The following is a 22052-nucleotide window of genomic DNA, read 5'->3' on the forward strand; positions in this document are numbered from 1 at the left end:
GAGCGTGATGAACGAAAAGCATTTGGAGTTTAAAGTCGCCAACAAGTACTTTGCTTATCCGATCGCGTTGATCCGTGAAATTATGGAGTATCCGCAGATTGAGAGCATTGCGGGATCTCCGAGTTTTATCTTGGGTGTCATGAACCTCAGAGGGCAACTTGTCGTGGTGTTTGATATCGCACCTCTGCTCAGCTTGCCGACTGTTCCTGTTGGGGCAAAGACCTGCGTGATTGTCACGGAAGTGAAGCTTGATGGGGATACCTACGTCATTGCTAATAAAGTCGATCTGGTGCGCCAAGTCGTCGATGTTCAGGCGCAGCAATTAGAAACCGTCCCACAACTGGGTGGTCAGCTCGATACCCCGTTGATTAAAGGTGTCGCCAAGCTAGATAATCGCTTGCTGACGGTATTGAATGTGAATAACTTGCTGTCTGATGAGCTGTTGAGCTGGGTCAATCACTCTATTTCGGCGACAGAGTTGGGGGTGATTGATGATTGATCTACTGTCTCCTCACACTGGGTTGGAACTGTTGCAAGTGGATGTGGCAAACGAGGTCGTCGCGATTCCCATCGAATCGGTTAAGGAGGTGATTGAATACACTAAGATCACTCAAGTGCCGATGTGTCATCCCGTGTTCAGCGGCGTGATCAATGTGCGAGGTAGCGTGGTTCCGGTGATCGATGCGGCGAAGCGTCTCGAACTCGATAACCCAAATGCCTATGATAAGTACAGTTGCATCATTTTGTATGACTCGCTGAACGCTAAGTTGCAAGAAAACGTCACGCTTGGACTGGTGGTGTCTCGTGTACGCTCCATTCAATCGGCAAACAGTGAGCAGTTGTATGACAAACCCGCATTTGGTACCCATATCGCCCCTAACTATATTTGGAAAATGGTGGAACTTGATCGCGTCACCACACCCATTTTGGCGATGTCAGAATTACTCAATGGCGAGCAGCTAAACGCGTTGTTGTTAGCGAGCCAAAAACAACTTCTGACTCGATGGGAGGGGTAAATGCAACCGAGCATGACACGCACTCAGTTTGGTCAAATTCAAAACCTACTTGAAAGTTATACGGGTATTCGTCTTGGCGAGCACAAAAGAATCATGGTCGAAAACCGCTTGTCTGCGCGATTAAAAGCTAAGAAATGTCCCAGCTACGATGACTACCTATTATTGCTCTCATCCGGGGAAAACAGTGAAGAGTTCGGTTGGTTCATTGATAAGCTCACCACGCATGAAACCAGCTTCTTTCGTGAACCCCATCAGTTCGAATCATTGAAACAGATATTGCGTCGTCGCAAAAGCATTACACCAATTCGAGTGTGGAGTGCAGCCTGTGCAACCGGCGAAGAAGCCTATAGCTTAGCCATGTTATTGACCGATGAACTGGGTACCGCAAGCTGGTCACTGGTTGGCTCCGATGTGTCGCAAGCCTCGTTGAATAAAGCGCGCGAGTGCCGCTATCAGATCTCTTTAGTGGAACGTATCCCCGCGAACTATCGTAAAGCGTATTGCTTAAAAGGCGTCGGAGACTATGACGGCTATTTTACTGTGAGCCATGATGTACGACGATTTTGTCAGTTCACTCAAACTAATCTGCTTAGTGCTTCGTTTGAGCAAGAGTTTGAAGTGATCTTCTTACGTAATGTATTGATCTACTTCGATGTCGCTAAGCAGCAACAGATTCTGACTAATGTGATCAATCAACTGGTGGTCGGTGGTTATCTATTTTTAGGTCATAGTGAGAACGTCCTTAAGGGGCATCCTCAAATGGAAATCATCGAGAACTGTATTTACCGGAGGGTGGCATGATTCAACCCATTTCGGTATTCATCGTTGATGATTCGGCCGTTATTCGCCAAGTGTTAGGCGAGGTGATTGACGCAGACCCCATGCTCGAAGTCATTGGAACTGCTCCCGATCCAATCCTAGCGCTGCGTAAAATGAACAAGCAGTGGCCCGATGTTATTTTGCTTGATATTGCGATGCCTAAAATGGATGGGATTACTTTCTTACGGCAGATAATGGCGTCACATCCGACCCCTGTGGTTATATGTTCAGCCAAAACTGAGCAAGACACGACGCTCACCTTAGAAGCGCTCTCTTCAGGCGCCGTTGAAGTCATCAATAAGCCGCAAAGTCAGCTCAATTCTTATCTCCACTCTGCTGAAGTGGGTGAAATATTGCAAGCCATCAAACAAGCGGCAAAAACTCAGGTTAAGGCGTTAAAGTATTTGAGTGAGACCAGTTATCGCCCGAAACTTAGCGCTGACTCCGTTATCAAACCAGCGAAAGGGCATGCTCAATTTACCCAAGATAAGCTGGTGGTGATTGGCGCTTCGACAGGAGGGACAGAAGCGGTTCGTCAGTTTCTTTGTCAGATGCCCTCGCATTCGCCACCCATTGTTGTTGTCCAGCATATGCCCCCTAAGTTTACGACTGCCTTCGCAAAACGACTCGATCAATCATTGCAACACCATGTTTTAGAAGCGACACACAACACACGTTTAGAAAACGGATGCGTGTACATTGCTCCCGGTGCCATTCACAGCATAATTCAGTACAGAAATGGCCATTATTATCTAGACTTAAAGGATGGGCCTTTGGTGTCTCGGCATAAACCTTCTGTGGATGTGCTGTTTCGCTCAGCAGCGCAGCAAGCAGGTAAAAATGCGGTCGGTGTGATTCTGACTGGAATGGGTGATGACGGGGCGCAGGGATTGTTAGAACTTTATCGAACAGGGGCAACAACCTTCGCTCAAGACGAAGAGTCAAGCTTAGTATATGGAATGCCGAAAGAAGCGGTAAAAAAAGGGGCTGTCAGCGGAGTGTATTCGATTGATTTGCTTCCTTATCAAGTGAAAAAGGCACTGGTGGGTGAATGAAGAACTTTAGTGATCAAATAGAAGCAATGCATATTGCCTATATCATTATCGATGAGCGGTTAGAAGTGCTGGAGCTATCTAGTCAAGCCGCGGAGCTGTTTAGGCTAAGCAAACAGCGCCATCTCTCTCAAGCTGATGTCACCTATATTGATGAAAATTTTTCCGAACTGCCTTTTATTGACTTCGTTCAGCAAGCGGTGACGGCTAAGCAAGATACCAAGTTTGAGTTGGGTATCAACTATCCCGATCGCAATGTCGAGTGGCTCAAAGCGTCGATGATTCAGTACAAAGGCTATTTCATTCTCTACTTTATTGAGCAGAGTGAACTGATCGCCGCGCGGCGTTTGAATCGTCAGCTTTCCATGCAAGACCCGCACACTGGATTGCTCTATCGAGAAGCGTTTCTATCACGACTCAACAAGGAGTACAAGCTAGGCACGGTGTGCTGCGTTAGGATTTGCAATTACCAACGCATTAACGATATCTGGGGCGCGGCTGTTGCTAATCTTGTTTTTATGGAAATCCTTGCGCGCGTGTCAAACGAGTTGGATCAAGTAATTTGCAGCAAACATTCAACCGACAGCTTTAACGTTTTTATTCCCCCTTCCACGGAGTTCGACGTAGAACGTTTTTACTGTGTGCTCAATGAGCCGTTTCATTTTAATGGCCGGCAATTTTTCAGCAACGTGGCATTGGGCTATTACTGCGAGAAGGAAGGGGATGAACACGAGCAAAGCTTGAACAAAGCTGAGATGGCCATTTTAGATGTATTGTCGGAACGTGTGCGCTTGGCTGAATTCCAAGAGGAGTTGGCTAAGCAGATCGAACACCAGAATAATCTAGAAACTGAGTTTAGAGCCGCAGTGAGTAATGGAGAGTTAGCCGACTTTTATGTGGTTTTTCAGCCCGTGCATGACTCTGAAACTGAGCAAGTGTGTGGCGCAGAGTGTTTAATCCGCTGGACCTTGAAAGGTAATTTTGTCTCTCCGGTTGAGTTTATTCCTATTGCCGAAAGGATCGGTGATATCGGAATTTTGACTCAATTCAATGTTGTTCAGCTAGGTAAGCTGGTGGCTGAATTAGAACAACAAGGTGTGGATACCTTAGAGTTGCTGTTTGCGCTCAATATTAGCGTGGTCGAAATCCTTGATGTCGAATTTGTGGATAAGCTCACCGCTCTGATTGCGGAAAACCAGCTATACCCGAGCCAGATAAAGCTGGAGTTGACTGAGTCGGCGCTCATCGACAATTTCAACTATGTCAATCAAGTCTTGCAGCAACTGCAACAGTTAGGCTTCCGCGTTTCCATTGATGATTTTGGCACGGGATTTTCTAGCTTGAGTTATTTGTGTCGTTTAAGTTTCGATGAGATCAAAATTGACCGTGCTTTCGTGACTAATGTGGTCGAAGACAGCAAATTGCAGACCGTCTTTAATTCGATAGCGTCATTGGCGACCAATATGAATAAGCCAGTGGTTGCGGAAGGGGTCGAGACCTTAGAGCAATTGATTTACGCCAAGGCCAAACAAGTCGAGTACATCCAAGGGTATTATTTTAGTCAGCCACTGAAGCATGAAGACTTTGTCAGCTACTTGCTCGCGAGGCACTAACCAAGACAACTTAGTTAACCAACAAAAAGCCCAGCGTGTTGCTGGGCTTTTGTTTGTATGCGCGCTTGGGAGAGCGCAAATAGGAGGGGTTAGAGTTTAAAGCGCGCCACCACTTGCTCAAGTTCTTCCACTTTACGGTAAAGTTGGTTAACCGCCTCTGCGCCATCTTGAGTGCTTCGTACTGAACGATCAGCGATTTGGCTAATAGCGTTGATGTCTTTCGACATCTCTTGAGTCGCGGTTGCTTGCTCTGTACCTGCCGTCGCAATCATATCAATCATGCTATTCACATCTTGGGCGCGAGCGACAATCTGGACCAAAGCGTCTCCGGCGGAATTCGACAAGGTTACACCTTCAGCCACTAGCTGGGTGCCTTCGCTCATGCGCTGTACCGCTTGGCGGGTTTCGTTTTGAATTGAGGTAATCAAACCGCCAACTTCCTCGGTGGCTTTAGACGTGCGTTCTGCCAGACCACGAACTTCATCGGCGACCACCGCAAATCCTCGACCTAAATCACCAGCACGTGCAGCTTCTATTGCGGCATTAAGTGCAAGTAGGTTGGTTTGCTCTGCAATATCGTTGATCACTTTAATCACGTTACCAATCTCTTCCCCGCGTTTACCTAAGCTATCGACGGTATCCGCTGTCTCGTTAACAACGTCAGAGATTCGATTCATACCGTTGACCGTCTCTTGCATCAACTGACCGCCATTCGTCGCTTCTTCACCCGCTTGGCGTGCGCTCGAGGCCGCGTCACTGCTTTGATCAGCGACTTGGTTTACCGTTACGGTCATCTCTTCAACGGCACTCGCAATCAAAGTGGCTTTGTCTGCTTGCTCTTGAATACCCGTGGCGACTTGGCGGCTGGTGTCATCGACCATTTGTGTATTCGACGATACCTCAGAGGCCACTTGGGTGATATTGGAAATGACGTTACGCAGTGACTCCTGCATACCGTCTATTGCTCGTGCCAGCTCGCCCAGCTCATCTTTGTTGGTTTCATTGATGGGCGCCTCAGACAAATCGCCTTGGGAAATGGCGGTTGCCTTTTCGGATATGATGTTTAGGCGCTGGCGAATAATATTGGATAAACCCCAAGCCACAGCAACCCCGACTAGCAAAACAACAATCACGTTGACCGTTAGCCAAATCACAATGGTCGACATGTTATCGTTGAGCATTTCAAGTGCGCTGATAGAGTCGTCGCGCTCTTCTTGAGCCGACTTATCTAAGATATCTTCGAGTGGGCCAATGATAGAGTGCTCAAGGTCATCGACGAGCTGAATCGCCGAATGTTTGTAATACGGGTTGTAGCCATCAAACACCTCTTGCGCCACCGCGATGATCTCAAAGTAGTATTGCTCGATTTTGTCTATATCTCTGACTTCGTTAGGCTTACGTTCCAATGGGCGCAGTTTTTCCAAATAATTGGCAAATGAAGCAGCATCGTTATTGAACGCCTCTCTGGCTGACGGGTCCCCCATAATGTAGGCATTCAATGAGGAGATCATATCGCCCCCTTCGTCGACTAACTCAAGGTAATAACGAACACCGGGCAGGTCGTCGTTTAACGATTCACTAAGGTCTGTGGTGTTATAGGCGTCGGCAAACTCTTCGTCTTTGAGTTTATCGAGCAAATCTTCCAAAGGGACACCGACATTTTTAGTCAAATCGTTGATTTTTTTTATCGCAGTTTGCTCCGCTGCGGGGTTGTAGCGGGCAAATACATCGGATTCTAAGCGTTGAATGTAGTCATTGGCGAGAGACAGGATACGATCCATTTTTTCAATGTCCGATGCTTTCGCTGATTCGAGCGGTCTGAGTACTGAATAATAGTATTGGAACTCTTTGGCATTTTCCTTAAAGCTCCCATGCTCATCGGCCTCACCATTGAGGTATTCAAGTGCGTTGGTTTGCAAATCACCGATTTCATCAAGAACATTGAGATAGGCTAACACGCCGGGCACATCATCGGCTTCGATTTCAGTTGAAATCGTGGCCGATTTATTCACTAACGACCAAACAATAAAGGCTAGTACTAACGTTGTTACTATGATGATCGAGAAGCCCATGTAAAGCGCATGTGTTAAGCGAACATTCATATTTCTTCCACCAAAGGTTTAGTATCCACATCGCTAAGTATGGAAGTTATCAGCCAAGGTGCAAAACTTAGTAACAAAAATAACTATTGATAGGTATGTGTATTGAAAGGAAAATCGCAGCCGAAGCTGCGATTTTAGAAGATTAACGGTGTTTTGGCTTACGATTGCCGTTTGGCTTACCTTGATTGGTTGCCTTTCCTTGAGTGTTAGGCTTACCACCGCGATGATTCTGAGCTTTACTGCCCCCAGCAGTGTTTGGTCGACTGCCTGACGGTTTACTGCCAGGTTTGCCATTGCGGCTACCCGGCTTACCGCCTTTATTTCCACCACGGTTATCGCCGTGCATCTTTTCGAAACCTGGCTGGCTCTTAGTGTGCTTGGTGGCAAATCGTTGAGAGCCATGTCGGCCCGACTTACGACGCTGAGCCGGTGTTTTCGCATCGACGTCTTCCGCAGGCACTAAGCAGCCCGGCTTGTCACCAATCAGGTGTTTTTTGCCCATGTTGATAAGAGCTTCTCGAATCAAAGGCCAGTTGGCAGGATCGTGGTAACGAAGCAGTGCTTTGTGCAAGCGGCGCTGACGGTCACCTTTCGCCACCGGAACTTCTTCGCGTTTTTTGTATTTCACGCGCTTCAGTGGGTTGGTCTCTGAATAGTACATTGACGTCGCATTACACATAGGCGACGGGTAGAAGTTCTGTACTTGGTCACACTCAAACTCGTTTTTCTTGAGCCATAGCGCAAGGTTGAGCATGTCTTCGTCTTCGGTACCCGGGTGCGCAGAGATAAAGTACGGGATCAGATACTGTTTCTTGCCAGCTTCTGCGCTGTACTTTTCAAACATCTCTTTAAAGCGGTCATAGGTCCCCATGCCCGGCTTCATCATTAGATCCAGCGGGCCTTTTTCCGTGTGCTCTGGGGCAATTTTCAAATAGCCACCAACGTGGTGGGTGACCAGCTCTTTTACGTACTCAGGTGACTCAATGGCTAGGTCGTAACGTACCCCAGAAGCGATCATCACTTTCTTGACCCCTTTTACCTTACGCGCGGCGCGGTAGAGGTCGATGGTGTGCTTGTGGTCAGTATTGAGCTTGTTACAGATTCCCGGGAACACACACGATGGGCGTCGACAGTTAGCTTCTGCTTTCGGATCGCTACAGCCCAGTCGATACATGTTAGCCGTTGGTCCACCCAGATCGGAAATGGTTCCAGTAAAGCCTGGTACCTTATCGCGGATCTCTTCCAGCTCGTTAAGAATCGATTCCTGTGAACGGTTTTGAATGATACGCCCTTCGTGCTCGGTGATTGAGCAGAAAGAACAGCCGCCAAAGCAGCCACGCATAATATTGACCGATGTTTTGATCATATCGTAAGCCGGAATCTTAGCTTTGCCGTACATCGGGTGAGGGACACGCGCATAAGATAGGCCAAACACGTAGTCCATCTCTTCTGTCGTTAAGGGAATCGGAGCTTGGTTTACCCAGAGTTCACGATCACCGTGGCGCTGTATCAGCGCACGACCCGAATAAGGGTTGGTTTCCAAGTGCATGATGCGACTGGCGTGGGCATACAAGATACGGTCGTTATTAAGCTTTTCAAATGGCGGAATGCGTACCGCAGTAGTCGCAGCGTCGTGACGAGAAGGGCGAATCGTGATCGGCTTCGCTTCGGTTTCTTGAGCTTTCGTTTTGGTGTCGCATTGCTCCTCAACCACATAAGGGTTTGGTGGAACAAAGGCTTCTTTACGCGGTTTTTCAATGCGAGAAGAATCGATAATCTTGTAACCTTCTGGCGCTGCAGGCAGGTTAACCGCCGTACCACGGATGTTGGTAAGGGTCGAAATCTCTTCCCCATCTGCGAGACGGTGCGCAACTTCTACCAGAGCACGCTCGGCGTTACCAAACAGCAAAATATCAGCTTTAGCATCGAACAGTACGGAGCGGCGTACTTTGTCTGACCAATAATCGTAGTGGGCAAGGCGACGTAGACTTGCCTCAATACCACCCAATACAATCGGCACTCCTTTATACGCTTCTCGGCAACGCTGAGAGTAGACCAAGGTTGCGCGATCAGGTCGCTTGCCACCCTCGTTGTTTGGTGTGTAGGCATCATCGTGACGCAGTTTACGATCTGCCGTATAACGGTTGATCATCGAATCCATGTTGCCCGCAGTGATACCGAAGAACAGATTAGGCTGACCTAATGCCATAAAGGCGTCTTTATTGTTCCATTCTGGTTGCGCAATGATGCCAACGCGGAAGCCTTGTGCTTCAAGCAATCGGCCAATGATGGCCATACCAAAACTTGGGTGGTCAACATACGCGTCACCAGTGACCAGAATAATGTCACAGCTGTCCCATCCAAGGGCATCCATTTCCTTTCGGCTGGTAGGAAGAAATGGCGCTGTGCCAAAGCACTCGGCCCAGTATTTCTTTTGCTCGTGAATAGGGGTGTTTTCGCTGTACATATTTTGCTCTCGGATCCAGGGAGCGCGAATTATAGCGACTTGTCGGATATCTATCTAGCCCAACATATCCCTAGATTTGCTAAGTCTTTGAAAGGCAAATTGTCGTCGATAGGCCTCGTAGTGCAAAGAGAGAAAATTTCACAACTGACATTTACCTAAATTGTTAGCAACCTAACGTCACGGACACAAATTTTGCGGTAACTTTACTCTAGGGCTGTATGAGACAGGTTGGGTATGGCAATGAGTGAGACGGACAGACAAAAAACAGAGCAAGGCGCGCGCCAAGACGTTAAACCTCCGGCTTATGTCGTGTACGACTGGACGCTGGATTTGCAGTCGCAATCTTTTGGCTGTGATGAGCAAGGCCAGCAGCTACTGTTTGGCGCGGTTTATGACAGCTTACCGATCAGTAAGTTACTTCGTCTCGTCCCCGTTTTGCAGCGCGATAAGGTAAAGCAGGCCTTCCAACGTGCTTTAGCAAGCAATCAAGAGCAGTACCTTCACTGCTGTCTAATGGCTCCAGACAACCTGTTCATTTATGTTGAGCTGTATATTTGTCGCAGCGATGAATACCATTTGCAGGGAACCATTTCTCCTTGCTTAATCGTGCCTGATGCGCAGCAAGCTGCTGAGATCTTTTACTCAGTGTTTGAAAATCAACATCATGGCGTCGTGGTGACCGACTCGCAAACGCGGATTTTAGCGTGCAATCAACATTTTGAATCCATGACAGGATATTTGCGCAATGAGCTGGTGGGTTTAAAAACCAATATCTTTAACTCGGAAAACCACCATGATGATCACTTTAAAGGTATGTGGCGAGCTATCGAAGCAAACGGCCATTGGAGCGGGGTATTGCTTTCGCGTCATGCCAGTGGCTCGGTGTTTCCCCAGAACCTAACCATTCAGAAAATTACGCCTAGCCAAGGGGAACACTACTTTATCGGTTTTGGCTCTGATATGTCTGCCGATTTAGCAAGTATCGAAGACATTGAATCAGGAGGCGTGGATCTTCTGACTCAGTTGCCAACGGCGGAGCATTTTCTCACAGAGCTGACTAAGCAAAGCAACAAAGCGGACAGGTACCACACGATTTTGGTGTTAGCTATTCAACCCGACTTTAGTCACCAAGACAGCCAGAAGCTCAAGCAAGCATTTGCCAGCTATATGCGCGAGAAAACCACGGCACAATTTTGCGGCTACATGGACAGCGATCGTTTTCTTGCTTGTCTGCCTGTCTCGGTGGAGCACCCCAAACAGCGGGTGCGCGATATTGCGCGTACATTGAAGACGTTTTTCCACTGTTTCAAACATGCTTCGCAACCTGTGTATGACTCCCTTAAGTCTGGTTTGCTCGGAGTGTCTATTTATGGTGTGGATGCGGAAACGCCGAACCGGCTGATTTCCCATGCTTGCCAAGCCATTCTTGAGCTTCACTCTGGTGAGAGTCGCCGAATCGCCTTCTATGACCGTGATATTCACCTGCAAGTCGAAAGAAAAAAGCGTTTGGAAAACCATGTTCATCAAGTGCTGGCCAACGATTCTATCGATGTCTATTTCCAACCGATTGTCGATGTTCAACGGCAGAAAATCACAAAGTTTGAAGCCTTGTGTCGATTTCCTCCGATGGAGGGGGAGAGTGCAAAAACCCAAGACTACATTGCCATTGCAGAGGACATGGGCCGGATCTTAGAGTTGGATGACAAGATGACTGTGATGGCGTTTCGTCAGTTTAAAACCTTGCAGCAACATTTTGGCGAGGAGGTTAAATTATCGATCAATCGCTCTCTCAATTGTGATGCCGACTTGGCTGAGGTGCTTAAACGTATAGCGTTGGCGCTAGACGATGAGGGAGTGAACCCAGAATCGCTCATTGTCGAATTTACCGAAAGTGCGTTCCTTGAAAGCGATGAAGATAGCACTCGCTTGATTCAGTTTTTGCGCGATGCTGGTGTGAGTATTGCGGTCGATGATTTTGGTACGGGCTGCGCGTCGTTCCATTATCTCAAACAACGCTTTTTTGACGTGTTGAAAATAGACCGTCAGTTTATCCGTGGTGTAACCGCGCAAAGTCGTGAAAGTGACATCGTCAATACGCTGATTCAATTGTCCCATCAACTTGGTTTAACCGTGGTCGCTGAAGGTGTCGAAACTGAACAAGAGCTAGAAGTGCTGATGCAACTGGGAGTCGATGAAATCCAAGGCTTTCTATTCGCAAAACCGGAGCCGATTGACCAGATTCTTATCCATGAGCACTATTGTTCATGGCCGAAAGGTAGCGGGACGGCTTCTGAGCAGACATTAATGTTGCTAGCGACTAAGAACATTCATCACCTTGACCCGGGAGATCCACTCTCGCTGGCGTTCCAGTATTTTGCCTCGACTGAGAGCCACTATTTACCCGTTATCGATGAGCGCAAGTGCGTGGGCGTATTAGAGCGCTCCAAGATGCACTTGCACATGACCCCGAACATGGGAACGGATCTAGAGAATAATCGAGAGCGAGAAAACTGGCATAAAAGTGTCAACCGCATGATGGATCCCGTAAACCAAGGACTGAGCTGGCAGAGCGGGGTAAATGAGGTTAAAGCCTTGGTGACTGACGAGGTGCCATTTCCTTGGATTTTGGTCGATGAGCATGGAGAGTTTAAAGGTATGGTCGAGATGACAGGTGCGCTGCATTATCTGGCTTCAAACTAAAGTTAATTTTATCAATTGCTAAATTAGAACTTAGGTATAAATACGACTATTGGCCTAAAGTTAACTTAATAGCAAGGATGAAGGACACGCGGTGGAGAATGTTGAGCCAGTACAAAGGAAGTGAGAGCGACATTCGAAGCGCAGAGCATGGTCTCAAAAGCTCAATTGCTTGGAGTTGGGATATCAAGCACCACAAGCTGGAGGTAGATCATCAGGCGCTGGGTGATCTATTACACTCAAAATTGCCTGATATCACTGGCAATGTCATCTTGTCTTGTTTGGATTACAAAGATCAAAGTCGATTTATCGACCTCATCAAGCAAGCGTGTCGCAATCAAGAAGCGTTGACGTACGCGTGTTGCATGACATTGGACGGTGACCAGTGTTGTTATGCCAACTTTTCTTTTTCCGGGGAAACCAGTTTAACCGTCACAGGGCATATCACGCCCTTATTGTATTTTTCAGTGTCTACCGCTCTGTTTAATGAGTTCTTCCAGCAACTGTTCGAAAACCCTCATCATGGTGTTTTGCTGCTCGATGCCACTAAGTCTATTCTCGCCAGTAACACCTATTTCCTGAACCATACTGGCTACAGTGCCCGTCAATTGTTGAACAAACCGATACATGAGTTGGACTCAGACAAGCACAGTGATGATTTTCATCATGGGATCTGGCAAGACGTTGAGAGTAAGGGCTACTGGTCAGGAGTGGTTTTAATCACTCAGCAAGATGGTAAGACTATCCCCCAAGACCTGACGCTACAAAAAGTCAGCTTTGGTGGGGTGTGTTACTACCTTTGCTATTACTTGGACCTATCTAAAAACCTCTACCGAGTCGCTGACGTTGAACTCGGTGGCGTAGAGCTGCTGACGCAATTGCCCACGGAAGCTCAGTTTACCCAACTTGTTGCTAAGCGATGGATGAATGACCAGGAAGACACCATCAGTATGGTGGTGGCGTTTGTGCCAAAGTTTAACCAAGTGGACGACTTTGAGATCAAATCTTCTCTGTCAGAGCACCTGGCACGAAATCGCGTCGCTCAGCTTGTTGGATACATTGGTAATAACCATTTTGTTGCGTGTTTAGAGTGCGCAAAAACTGACTCGCCCAATCAGGTGAGAGTGATACATCAGACTATTCGCAAGTTCTTTTCACTCCTCAATCAGTCGGCGGGTAAAGTTATCCATAAAGCGATACTCCGTGGCAAAGTCGGTGTCTCTGTATTAGGCCATGACACCTACAACCCTAAGCTTTTGGTGAGCCACGCGGTGCAAGCTTTACTTGAGCAGAATGCCAATAGCCGTGGGCAAATTACCTTTTATCATGGTGCTATTCACAAAGAAGTACTGCGCCGCAAAGAGCTAGAAGAGTGGGCGACTAAGCTGATTCGTTCGCAAAGTGTTGAAGTCTACTACCAGCCTATCGTGGATGTGAAAACTTGGGATGTGGTTAAGTTTGAAGCCTTGAGCCGTTTTAAAGGGCCGAACGGAAAAATACTTAATACTCAAGAAATGGTCACCATCGCAGAAGATCTTGATCTCGTGTCTGATTTGGACTGGTGTGTCGGCAAAAAAGCCTTAGAGGAGCTGGCGGATATTCAAGCGAGGTTCGGTCAAAGTTTAGGGGTGACAATTAACCGCTCGTTAAACACTAAGTTGGATGTTGATGAAGTTTTGCAAAGTGCAGAATCCCTGATTTATCAGTACGCGAAAACCCCTGACTTGGTCACCATCGAGCTCACGGAAAGTGCTTACTTTGATAGTGAATCTCGTCAGTCTGCCTTGATTCGCAATATTCGCCGCAAAGGAGTCAGTATCGCCATTGATGACTTTGGCACGGGTTACAGTTCATTTAGCTATTTAAGTGATTCAAACTTTGACCTGTTGAAAATCGATCGCGAGTTTGTTGTGGATATCAAAGTCGGCTCTCACAAGTATTTTATCGTCAAAATGATCACGGAACTGGCCCATACGCTGAGTGTTAAGGTGGTTGCGGAGGGGGTAGAAACCCGTCATGAATTAGAAGTGCTATGTGGTTTGGGGGTCGATTTTATTCAAGGCTACTTCTTCTCCAAGCCGCTACCATTAGATGAATTGGAAAAAGCATGGGGTTACTACGACAAATTGGAAGATTTCCTCAGCCGCACATCCAGTATGCGAAGAGTGGGCATCTTAAGTATTACTCAAACTCACGTGCCAACCTTAAGCCCAAGAGATACCTTAGAGCAAGCGCAGATGCTGTTTGACTCGGGCCATTTTGATTTGCGAGTGGTCCCCATTATTGATGGACAGTCGTGTCTAGGGGTTGTTGGACGCAAGGAGCTAAACTACCACATCACGCCAACTCTCGGCACCAAGCTGGAAACCACGCGTGATTTAACTTTAGCGAAGAAGCGTCTTAACCAGGTGATGCAGCCAGACGTTTACAAAATTTCCTATCAAACTAAGCTGATTGAGATATCAGATTTGATTCGCAGTGGCATTAAGCTGCCTTGGATTGTGGAAAATGAACTGGGTGAATACTTAGGGATCGTAACCACTCAAGACGTACTTAACTACTTTGCCAGTTTGCGATGAAGCGAGGCGTTGAGAAACTTACACCCGCATGTGAAGTTTGCTATTATCCGCTCCCATCATAATTAATTTGAATCCTATATCATGCTTCAGCAATTACTTGCCGTGTCTGCGCCTATGCTGTTAGGTGCCCAGCTTATTCTGACTCTTATCCTGCTCAAAGGTGATATCTGCCCGGGTCAACGAGGTCGAATCCATAAGGTATTGCCCGCAATCGCCGTGTTGTGGCTCGCCGTGGCATCACTCAAAATTGAGGCCATGATGGTGGTGTTCGCCATCGCGTACTTCTATTCACAAGTTCAAACGAAAAAGACCCGTGACCAAGGCCCAATTTGGGTGATGTATCTTGCCAACGGTTTGGCGATTGCCTACGTGGCGATTCTAATCGGCGAGCAAGCTTCGCTAGCGGGTAGTCTAAATGTATTGGTTCAAATAGCTTTACTGGGTGCACTGTTTGCCCATTTGCTGCTAACGGTCGCTCGTACTCGCTTACAAGCATTCCATCGAATTTTACCGGTTTCTGGTGTGGTATCGGCAATGTTGATGACACTGGCCATAGGTTGGCAAGCTGCAACATTGGATGAGGCGACGTTAAGTGGGGTTCTTCAACCTCTTCTGATTGGTTTTGCTCTGATGATAGCGGCAGTGGTGGTATGGAGTTGGCACATGCTGCTATCGCGTGAAATTACGAAACCGCAACTGGGCTTCGCGTTAGCGGTGATGTTATTAGCCATCACTTCAAATCAAGCGCTGTTTGCTCTTTAGATCTGGCTCACTTTTAAAACTTGGATTTGTAGCTAGGCTTGTTAGTAAGCGTACTAAAAAGGAGCGTGGCTATGGATCTGAGCAATGTAAGCAGCTTTGATAGTATCATTCTGCTGGGTATCGTGAACGAAAAGTTAAGACTAGAGTGCGACAGCTTTGATGAGTTGGTGAGCATGTATGAGATGGATGTAGAGTCGGTCGTTGGCAAACTCGATATGCTTGGCTACCAATACGATCCGCTCACCAACCAATTTAAAGCTTATCAACGTTAAATGTTGTAAAGGAGGCGATTTAGCCTCCTTTTTTAGGTCTGTTATACCGTTTTGATGCCGTCGAGGTGGCTTTGAGATTGCAGACGCGCCGTGTTAAAGAAAGCTTGTAAGTAACGCTTTTCTTTATCTGAATGGCGGGTCGCTGCAAACAGTCGTCGCCATAATCCTGAGCCGAGAGGAATACTGGTGATTAACCCTTGACGAGAAAACTCGCTGATTGCCCAATTGGGCAGAGCCGCCACGCCAAGTCCAGCGGATACCATTTGAATGAGCATTAAAGTATTATCAGCCTGTTTCCATTTTGCCGGCTCAATGCCCGCAGGCTGCAAAAAGTGCTTCACAACATCTAGGCGGTTTTTTTGAACCGGGTAAGAGAGCATGGTTTGTCCGATAAGATCTTCCGGCTCTATGTGTGCTTTGCTCGCCAAGGGATGAGTCGTTGCGGTAACTAAACGCATCTCGAAATCAAACAACGGCTCGTAATGCACCTCCGATCGAGGCTGAATATCAGAGGTAATGACCAAGTCTAGCTCCCCGGCCATTAATGCTGGCAGAGGCTCAAACCCAAAACCTGAAGAGAAATCTAACGTCACACTTGGCCAAGTTATTTGGTATTCGCGCAGTGCAGGCATCAACCATTGGAAGCAAGAGTGGCATTCAATCGCCATATGCAAACGCCCATTCACGTCCTCTTTTAAACTCGCTAGCTCATTCTCTGCCATGGCGATTTTTGGCAACAGTTCATCGGCTAAACGCAGCAAGATTTCACCTTCGGAGGTGAATTTTACCGGGCGCGTCTTGCGCAAAAATAGCTGCCCACCCAGCCTTGCCTCAAGATCTTTGATCTGATGGGAAAGCGCAGACTGCGTTAAATGCAGTGTTGTCGCCGTCGCTGTCAACGAGCCGGTGTCTCGCAGCGTGGTCAATGTTCTTAAGTGCTTTAGCTCTATCATGAAATCCCTTCAGGCTGAGTTTGTTAGCATGAGTATTTCTAACTTACGTTGTTTTTTTAGAAGTGTAAACATCTAGACGTCTAAATGTTTGCATAAAATGATGCCGCCGAAAAGCGTGATGACATGAGAAAAATTAATAAACATGTTGAATATTTGGAGATTGCCGACGTTTTGATTAAGCGAGATAGTTTAGCCATCCAGACATCTTTGGTGTCGAAGAAAATCAGCTTGCTATCAGCAACAAAAAATAAGGACGAACTTCATGGCGACAACGACTCATATACTTGGCTACCCCCGTATCGGCGAAAAACGTGAACTAAAATTTGCGCTCGAGAAATACTGGCGCGGAGAAATCAATCAAGCTGAACTGAAAGCGGTGGGGGCAGATCTACGAAGCAAAAACTGGGCTTTGCAAGCGGAAGCGGGACTAGACTTGGTGACTGCCGGCGATTTTGCTTGGTACGATCATGTACTGACGACAACGTTACTGCTTGGTCACGTGCCAAAGCGTCATCGCAGTGGCTTCCCTGACTTGGATACTTTGTTCAAGGTCGGCCGAGGTCAGTCACAAGCAGGCTGCGATTGTCATGGTAGTGCGGCGTCAGACATGACCAAATGGTTTAACACTAACTACCATTATATTGTGCCTGAATTCAGTCAAGACGATGTATTTGAAGTCAGTTGGCCACAACTGTTTGACGAAGTGAACGACGCGATTAAAGCGGGTCATAAGGTTAAGCCCGTGTTGCTTGGACCATTAAGTTACCTTTACCTAGGGAAGGAGGTGCAAGAGGGTTTTGATCGTTTAACTTTGTTGCCTCGTTTGCTCACAGCTTATCAAGCCATCTTGGCTAAGTTAGCCAAACTGGGTGTAGAGTGGGTACAAATTGATGAGCCAATCCTGTCGCTTGAACTTGAACAGCCTTGGCAAGATGCCTTTAAGCTTGCTTACCAAGTGATCCGCTGTGACGTTAAAGTGTTGCTGACCACCTACTTTGATTCGGTTGTAGATACATTAGACAAGATCGTTGAGCTTGAGGTGGATGGACTGCATATCGACTTGTCGGCCGCTTCAGAACAGTTGGAACAGGTCACACAGAAGCTGCCACAAGGATGGGTTCTATCAGTAGGGGTGATTAATGGGCGCAATGTTTGGCGCGCCGATCTGAGTGCTCATCTGGAGCGGCTTCAGCCTGTGAAGGAGAAGTTGGGTGATAAACTTTGGGTTGCGAGCTCTTGTTCGTTGCTGCATAGCCCGGTTGATCTCGAACTGGAGCAAGAGCTGAGTGAAGAAGTGCACAGTTGGTTTGCGTTTGCCAAACAGAAGGTGTCTGAAGTCGCGTTATTGGGTAGAGCATTAGATGGCGATCAACAAGCGATACTAGCCTGCGATACTTACAGTTTGCCAATTCAACAGCGTAAAACGGCCACTCATGTCAATAAACCTCATGTTCAAGATCGGGTTAAGCGCATTACGCCATCACTTGGCGAGCGCAGTGCTCCTTATAACGAACGAGCAGCTCACCAAAGTGAAGTGCTAGGTTTACCGCTTTTCCCGACCACGACAATTGGTTCTTTCCCGCAAACGGGTGAAATCCGTGTTCAACGTAGTGCTTACCGAGCAGGGAAGCTGTCTGAAAATGAGTACCAACAAGCTTTAAAGGGCCACATTCAAGATGCGGTTAAACGCCAAGAGGCTCTGGATCTGGATGTTCTCGTTCATGGCGAAGCGGAACGTAACGACATGGTGGAGTATTTTGCTGAACACTTAGCAGGATTTCAAACCACCAAGTTTGGTTGGGTACAAAGCTACGGCTCCCGATGCGTAAAACCTGCCATTGTGGTTGCCGACATTGAACGTGAGCAACCTATGACCGTCGAATGGTCAACCTATGCTCAGTCACTGACGGCTAAACAAATGAAAGGCATGTTGACTGGCCCGGTGACGATTCTGTGCTGGACATTCCCTCGTGAAGATATCTCTCGTCAGCAAATCGCCCAGCAATTGGCGTTGGTATTGCGTGATGAAGTTTCAGACTTACAACAAGCCGGAATCAACATCATTCAAATTGATGAACCAGCGATTCGTGAAGGTCTGCCTCTTAAGAAACGGGAGCAGGGCACTTACCTAGATTGGGCTGTTGAGGCATTTAAGATTTCTGCGGCAAGTGCAAAACCAGAAACCCAGATCCACACACACATGTGTTATTCAGAGTTCAACGAGATTATTGACTCAGTGGCGGCGTTGGATGCGGATGTCATCACTATTGAAACGTCACGATCAAACATGGAACTACTGAAGGCATTCGAAGAATTCAATTACCCTAATGAAATTGGTCCTGGAGTTTACGATATTCACTCACCGAATATCCCTACGCAAGAATGGATAGAGGGGCTTTTGAACAAAGCGGCAGAGAAGATCCCTGTGCAACGCCTATGGGTGAACCCAGATTGTGGCTTGAAGACCCGCAACTGGAGCGAAACCGAAGCTTCGTTAGCCAATATGGTTGCTGCAGCGAAAAAGCTACGTAAAGAGTTTGCAGAGCAAGCTTAGCAAAGGGGAGTTAGTGATCAAAACAATGCCGACCAATGGGTCGGCATTTCAGATCAAAGCTTAGATCGCTTCACCGTTTACCGTTACTTGAACATCGATGTTGCCACGAACTGCGTTTGAGTATGGGCAAACTTGATGCGCGATTTTAGTCAGCTCCAGCGCTTGCTCTTGAGGCAGTTCAAGTTCAGCCGCAAGACTCACTGTTAGAGCAAAGCCACCGTTCTCATTTGGGCCAATGCCCACTTCTGCCGTTACAGGTGCGTTTTTAAGAGCGACTTTTGCTTCACGAGCAACGTGCAGGATCGCGTTAGAAAAACACGCAGAATAACCCGCGGCAAACAACTGTTCTGGATTGGTTGCAGCGCCACTGCCACCCATTTCTTTCGGGTAAGACAGTTCAAGTTCGAGAAGACCATCATCCGTTTTCACTTGACCGTTACGACCAGCAAGAGCAGTAGCTTGAGTTTTGTATAGGGTTGTCATAGGGCGTTTCCTTATTGATTTAAGTTGTGTACAATTTAATTGCTTGCAATCTTATGTCGAAATAGAATCTAAATGCAACTATATTGTGCGCAATTTATTTTTAAAGGAAAGACTATGAGTCAGTGTCAAACACAATCAGATTTAACAGACGACGAAAAGTTATTGTTGGATAATCAAGTCTGTTTTCCTTTGTACAGTGCGGCAAACGCGGTCATTCGCGCCTACCGTCCTCTGCTCGACAAACTCGATCTGACCTATTCGCAGTACTTAGTGATGATGGTGCTGTGGGAACAAGACGGCGCGAGCGTTAAGGATGTTGGCTCTCGTTTACACCTAGATTCAGGTACTTTGACGCCACTGCTTAAACGCCTTGAAGCAAAAGGCATTGTGGTAAGAAGTCGGAGTGAATCAGATGAAAGGGTTCGAGTACTGAAATTAACGCAGCAAGGTCGAGAGCTTAGACAGGTCGCTAAGTCGGTTCCCAATGCGATGCGATGCAAACTTGATCTTGAATTGGATGAGTTGCTGACCCTGAAGCAATTATGCGAGAAAGTACTCGATACGTTGAAGTAGGCACGTCGGCCACTCCGATTGAATCAAAATGAGTGGCCCACATTCGGCTAGACGCGATTATCTCCACTGCTAAAGGCTATGGTTTGACTTATTTCAGTCAGGCTACGTCCACTTTCTTGTTGCCAATGACTAAAGGCAGCGTTGGTGGCACTCAGCGAGCGTTTGGTGTCTTTTCCGCCTTCAATAATTTTATAGCTGCGTAGATAGGCTTCGACGTCACCAGACAGAATGAAGGTATCCACACCCATTTGACGTAGGCTGTATGGGCCGGTGTTGCCTCCTAAACGTTGGCCGTGTTTTTTCAGATAAAGCCACAACCCTGTGATGTCATCACTCGGCCAGTTGGCGATCATTTCTCCAAAGCTACCGTGTTGCAAAGACGCTTCGTAAATCATTTGCGCGTTGGCTTGAATGGATTTCACTTTCGCGTGGTGGCGTATAATGCGTTTGTCTTGCGCTTTTATATCCCATTGCTCGTCAGAGATCATCAGCAGAGGCTCTATCTTAAAGCCGAAAAACAACGCTTCGAAGTTGGGCCATTTATTGCGCACTACCTGCCAAGAAATACCACTTTGAAACACCTTCATGCTGAATGCGGATAACCAACGGTCATTTGGAATAGCGGCGATGTCTTGCGCTGATAATGGTCGTGAAAGTAGCGCTTCTAGGCCCGCTTCTCCGCCTTTGCGTTCGGCGGCTCTCTGGTAAATATCGTCAAATTTTTCTAGTGCCAATTGCGTTCTCCTTGGGCAAAGCGGCCGAGTTACTACTCATTACGCTAACGTAACCGGGCATTGGACTCAAGTAGTCGCTTAGTGCTTTAGAGTCATGAATTTTATGCCATCAGCAACGGTTGTTTTCTTAACTGGCAAAGCATAGCGTCAATAAAGGTGCGATTTTTAAGTGACTGATGTTTATCACGATAGACGAGGTGTATGGGTTTGGCTGCTTGGTGGGTTTGAGTCGTAATCTCTATCAAACGGCCGCTGCGGATATCTTCATCGACAAGAATTTTTGGCTGCAAGATAATGCCAGCGCCAGCCAATGCCGCCTGCCGAAGCACTTCGCCGTTGTTGGCCATTAATTTGATGTTGTCGCGGTGACGGTCTTTGCTGGTGAGGGCTTCAGATGTTTCTCGGTATCTAAACCCTAGGCAGTCATGCTGACCTAAGCTTGATAGGTCTCCGCTCCAAGGCCGGTTAGTTAAGTAGCTGGGTGAGGCGCAATAGGTCATGTGATAGTGGCCAATAAAGCGAGCGACTAGGCTTGAGTCGTTGAGTTCACCAACGCGAAATATGAAGTCAGCTTCGATTTCATAGGGATCGATTAAGGTGTTATCTAAATCCAAGTCAATATGGATATTGGGATAATCCATCAAGAACTGGGCGAGGAGCGGAGCGAGTACTTTGCTACCAAAGGTGACGGGAGCATTGAGTTTGATACGGCCTTGTGGCTTGTTACCTATGTCATGAATGGCACTCTCCATATCACTAATATCCTGCAGAATGCGTTGGCATTCATGGAGGTAAATATTGCCTGCTTCGGTCAATGTCTGCTTACGTGTTGTTCGATGAATAAGACTGGTACCAAGCTGGATTTCTAGGTGCTTAATGTGTTTTCCCACCATGGTTGGAGACATCGCAAAGTACTCTGCAGCCTGACGAAAGTTGCCATGCTCAGCAACGAAGCAAAATACTTTCATACTGGTAATTTTATCCATTGAACACTCTCAGTTTATAAACTAAAAACTAAAGTGGAGTTTATCAATTTAACGTAACTAATTACATTGCTCATACGATAATAAGAGGCACACATTATGAGCAAAGCTATTTTTGTCACTGCAGAACTACGAATCAAACCAGACGTTGAAATTGCGCAAGCAAGAGAAAAGATCCGCCAATTTTGTCAGCAAATGGAGAGTGAACCTGGCTGTCAGCAGGCCACCGCAAGCTATGACCTGGAAGATGATCGCCGTGTGATTTTATGGGAGCGCTATGATGACCAAGCCGCGATTGAAGCGCACTTCAACATGCCGCACACGCACGACTTTATCGCGTTAAGTATTGTCGATTTAGTTCAGGCGTTTAATAGCCAGATAGAGGAGAAATAA

Annotated in this window: 18 protein-coding genes; 12 read left to right on the forward strand and 6 right to left on the reverse strand. The window is 47.1% G+C overall.

The annotated features are described in order from the left end of the window. Positions 1-7 precede the first annotated feature (7 nt). From RH45_RS09940 to RH45_RS09960, 5 genes are read left to right on the forward strand one after another with little or no spacing between them, the layout of a single operon-like run. On the forward strand, positions 8-499 hold the full coding sequence (locus RH45_RS09940; RefSeq protein WP_008076672.1) for a chemotaxis protein CheW: 492 nt from the start codon (positions 8-10) through the stop codon (positions 497-499). Further along, positions 492-1016, forward strand: coding sequence for a chemotaxis protein CheW (locus tag RH45_RS09945; protein ID WP_008076674.1), 525 nt, complete (start codon positions 492-494; stop codon positions 1014-1016). The genes RH45_RS09940 and RH45_RS09945 overlap by 8 nt, the downstream gene beginning before the upstream one ends. Further along, positions 1017-1817, forward strand: coding sequence for a CheR family methyltransferase (locus RH45_RS09950; RefSeq protein ID WP_008076676.1), 801 nt, complete (start codon positions 1017-1019; stop codon positions 1815-1817). Further along, positions 1814-2890: a protein-glutamate methylesterase/protein-glutamine glutaminase gene (locus tag RH45_RS09955; RefSeq protein WP_008076678.1), complete on the forward strand. Its 1077-nt coding sequence runs from the start codon at positions 1814-1816 to the stop codon at positions 2888-2890. Before RH45_RS09950 ends, RH45_RS09955 begins: the two co-directional genes overlap by 4 nt. After that, on the forward strand, positions 2887-4500 hold the full coding sequence (locus RH45_RS09960; protein WP_008076679.1) for a bifunctional diguanylate cyclase/phosphodiesterase: 1614 nt from the start codon (positions 2887-2889) through the stop codon (positions 4498-4500). The genes RH45_RS09955 and RH45_RS09960 overlap by 4 nt, the downstream gene beginning before the upstream one ends. A gap of 89 nt (positions 4501-4589) precedes the next feature. Here the strand turns inward: RH45_RS09960 and RH45_RS09965 are convergent, their stop codons facing one another. Both RH45_RS09965 and RH45_RS09970 read right to left on the reverse strand, forming a co-directional pair. Continuing rightward, positions 4590-6602: a methyl-accepting chemotaxis protein gene (locus RH45_RS09965; protein ID WP_008076680.1), complete on the reverse strand. Its 2013-nt coding sequence runs from the start codon at positions 6600-6602 to the stop codon at positions 4590-4592. Between the two features lie 142 nt (positions 6603-6744). Beyond that, entirely contained in the window at positions 6745-9069 is a 2325-nt protein-coding gene (locus tag RH45_RS09970) for a YgiQ family radical SAM protein (protein ID WP_008076681.1), read from the reverse strand. 240 nt (positions 9070-9309) lie between these two features. Here RH45_RS09970 and RH45_RS09975 point away from each other — a divergent pair, with 240 nt between their 5' ends. The 4 genes from RH45_RS09975 to RH45_RS09990 all read left to right on the forward strand — a co-directional run bounded on the left by RH45_RS09975 (position 9310) and on the right by RH45_RS09990 (position 15379). Further along, complete coding sequence (locus RH45_RS09975) at positions 9310-11769, forward strand: sensor domain-containing protein (protein ID WP_008076682.1); 2460 nt, start codon at positions 9310-9312, stop codon at positions 11767-11769. A 98-nt stretch (positions 11770-11867) separates the two neighbouring features. Next, positions 11868-14345, forward strand: coding sequence for an EAL domain-containing protein (locus RH45_RS09980; RefSeq protein ID WP_008076685.1), 2478 nt, complete (start codon positions 11868-11870; stop codon positions 14343-14345). A gap of 81 nt (positions 14346-14426) precedes the next feature. Further along, positions 14427-15107 (forward strand): hypothetical protein, encoded by a 681-nt coding sequence (locus tag RH45_RS09985; RefSeq protein ID WP_008076687.1) that lies wholly within the window; start codon positions 14427-14429, stop codon positions 15105-15107. A 71-nt stretch (positions 15108-15178) separates the two neighbouring features. After that, the gene (locus RH45_RS09990; RefSeq protein WP_008076689.1) at positions 15179-15379 is read left to right on the forward strand and encodes a DUF4250 domain-containing protein; all 201 of its coding nucleotides are present in this window, start codon (positions 15179-15181) and stop codon (positions 15377-15379) included. Positions 15380-15420: 41 nt separating this feature from the next. Here RH45_RS09990 and metR read toward each other — a convergent pair whose 3' ends face one another. Beyond that, complete coding sequence (metR, locus tag RH45_RS09995) at positions 15421-16332, reverse strand: HTH-type transcriptional regulator MetR (protein WP_008076691.1); 912 nt, start codon at positions 16330-16332, stop codon at positions 15421-15423. 262 nt (positions 16333-16594) lie between these two features. Between metR and metE the strand changes: the two genes are divergently transcribed. Continuing rightward, positions 16595-18886, forward strand: a complete 2292-nt coding sequence (gene metE, locus RH45_RS10000) for a 5-methyltetrahydropteroyltriglutamate--homocysteine S-methyltransferase (protein WP_008076693.1) — start codon at positions 16595-16597, stop codon at positions 18884-18886. Between the two features lie 60 nt (positions 18887-18946). Here metE and RH45_RS10005 read toward each other — a convergent pair whose 3' ends face one another. Continuing rightward, on the reverse strand, positions 18947-19369 hold the full coding sequence (locus RH45_RS10005; protein WP_008076695.1) for an organic hydroperoxide resistance protein: 423 nt from the start codon (positions 19367-19369) through the stop codon (positions 18947-18949). Positions 19370-19483: 114 nt separating this feature from the next. Here RH45_RS10005 and RH45_RS10010 point away from each other — a divergent pair, with 114 nt between their 5' ends. After that, complete coding sequence (locus RH45_RS10010) at positions 19484-19942, forward strand: MarR family winged helix-turn-helix transcriptional regulator (RefSeq protein WP_008076697.1); 459 nt, start codon at positions 19484-19486, stop codon at positions 19940-19942. A 47-nt stretch (positions 19943-19989) separates the two neighbouring features. On the opposite strand, the gene RH45_RS10015 is transcribed toward RH45_RS10010, so the two are convergent. Beyond that, positions 19990-20676 carry a DNA-3-methyladenine glycosylase I gene (locus RH45_RS10015; protein ID WP_008076700.1) on the reverse strand — a complete coding sequence of 229 codons (687 nt, stop codon included), beginning with the start codon at positions 20674-20676 and terminating at the stop codon, positions 19990-19992. 101 nt (positions 20677-20777) lie between these two features. Next, on the reverse strand, positions 20778-21662 hold the full coding sequence (locus tag RH45_RS10020) for a LysR substrate-binding domain-containing protein (RefSeq protein WP_008076702.1): 885 nt from the start codon (positions 21660-21662) through the stop codon (positions 20778-20780). Positions 21663-21758: 96 nt separating this feature from the next. Between RH45_RS10020 and RH45_RS10025 the strand changes: the two genes are divergently transcribed. Continuing rightward, positions 21759-22052: a putative quinol monooxygenase gene (locus RH45_RS10025; protein WP_008076704.1), complete on the forward strand. Its 294-nt coding sequence runs from the start codon at positions 21759-21761 to the stop codon at positions 22050-22052.

Source organism: Vibrio sinaloensis DSM 21326 (assembly GCF_000189275.1).
GTDB lineage: Bacteria > Pseudomonadota > Gammaproteobacteria > Enterobacterales > Vibrionaceae > Vibrio > Vibrio sinaloensis.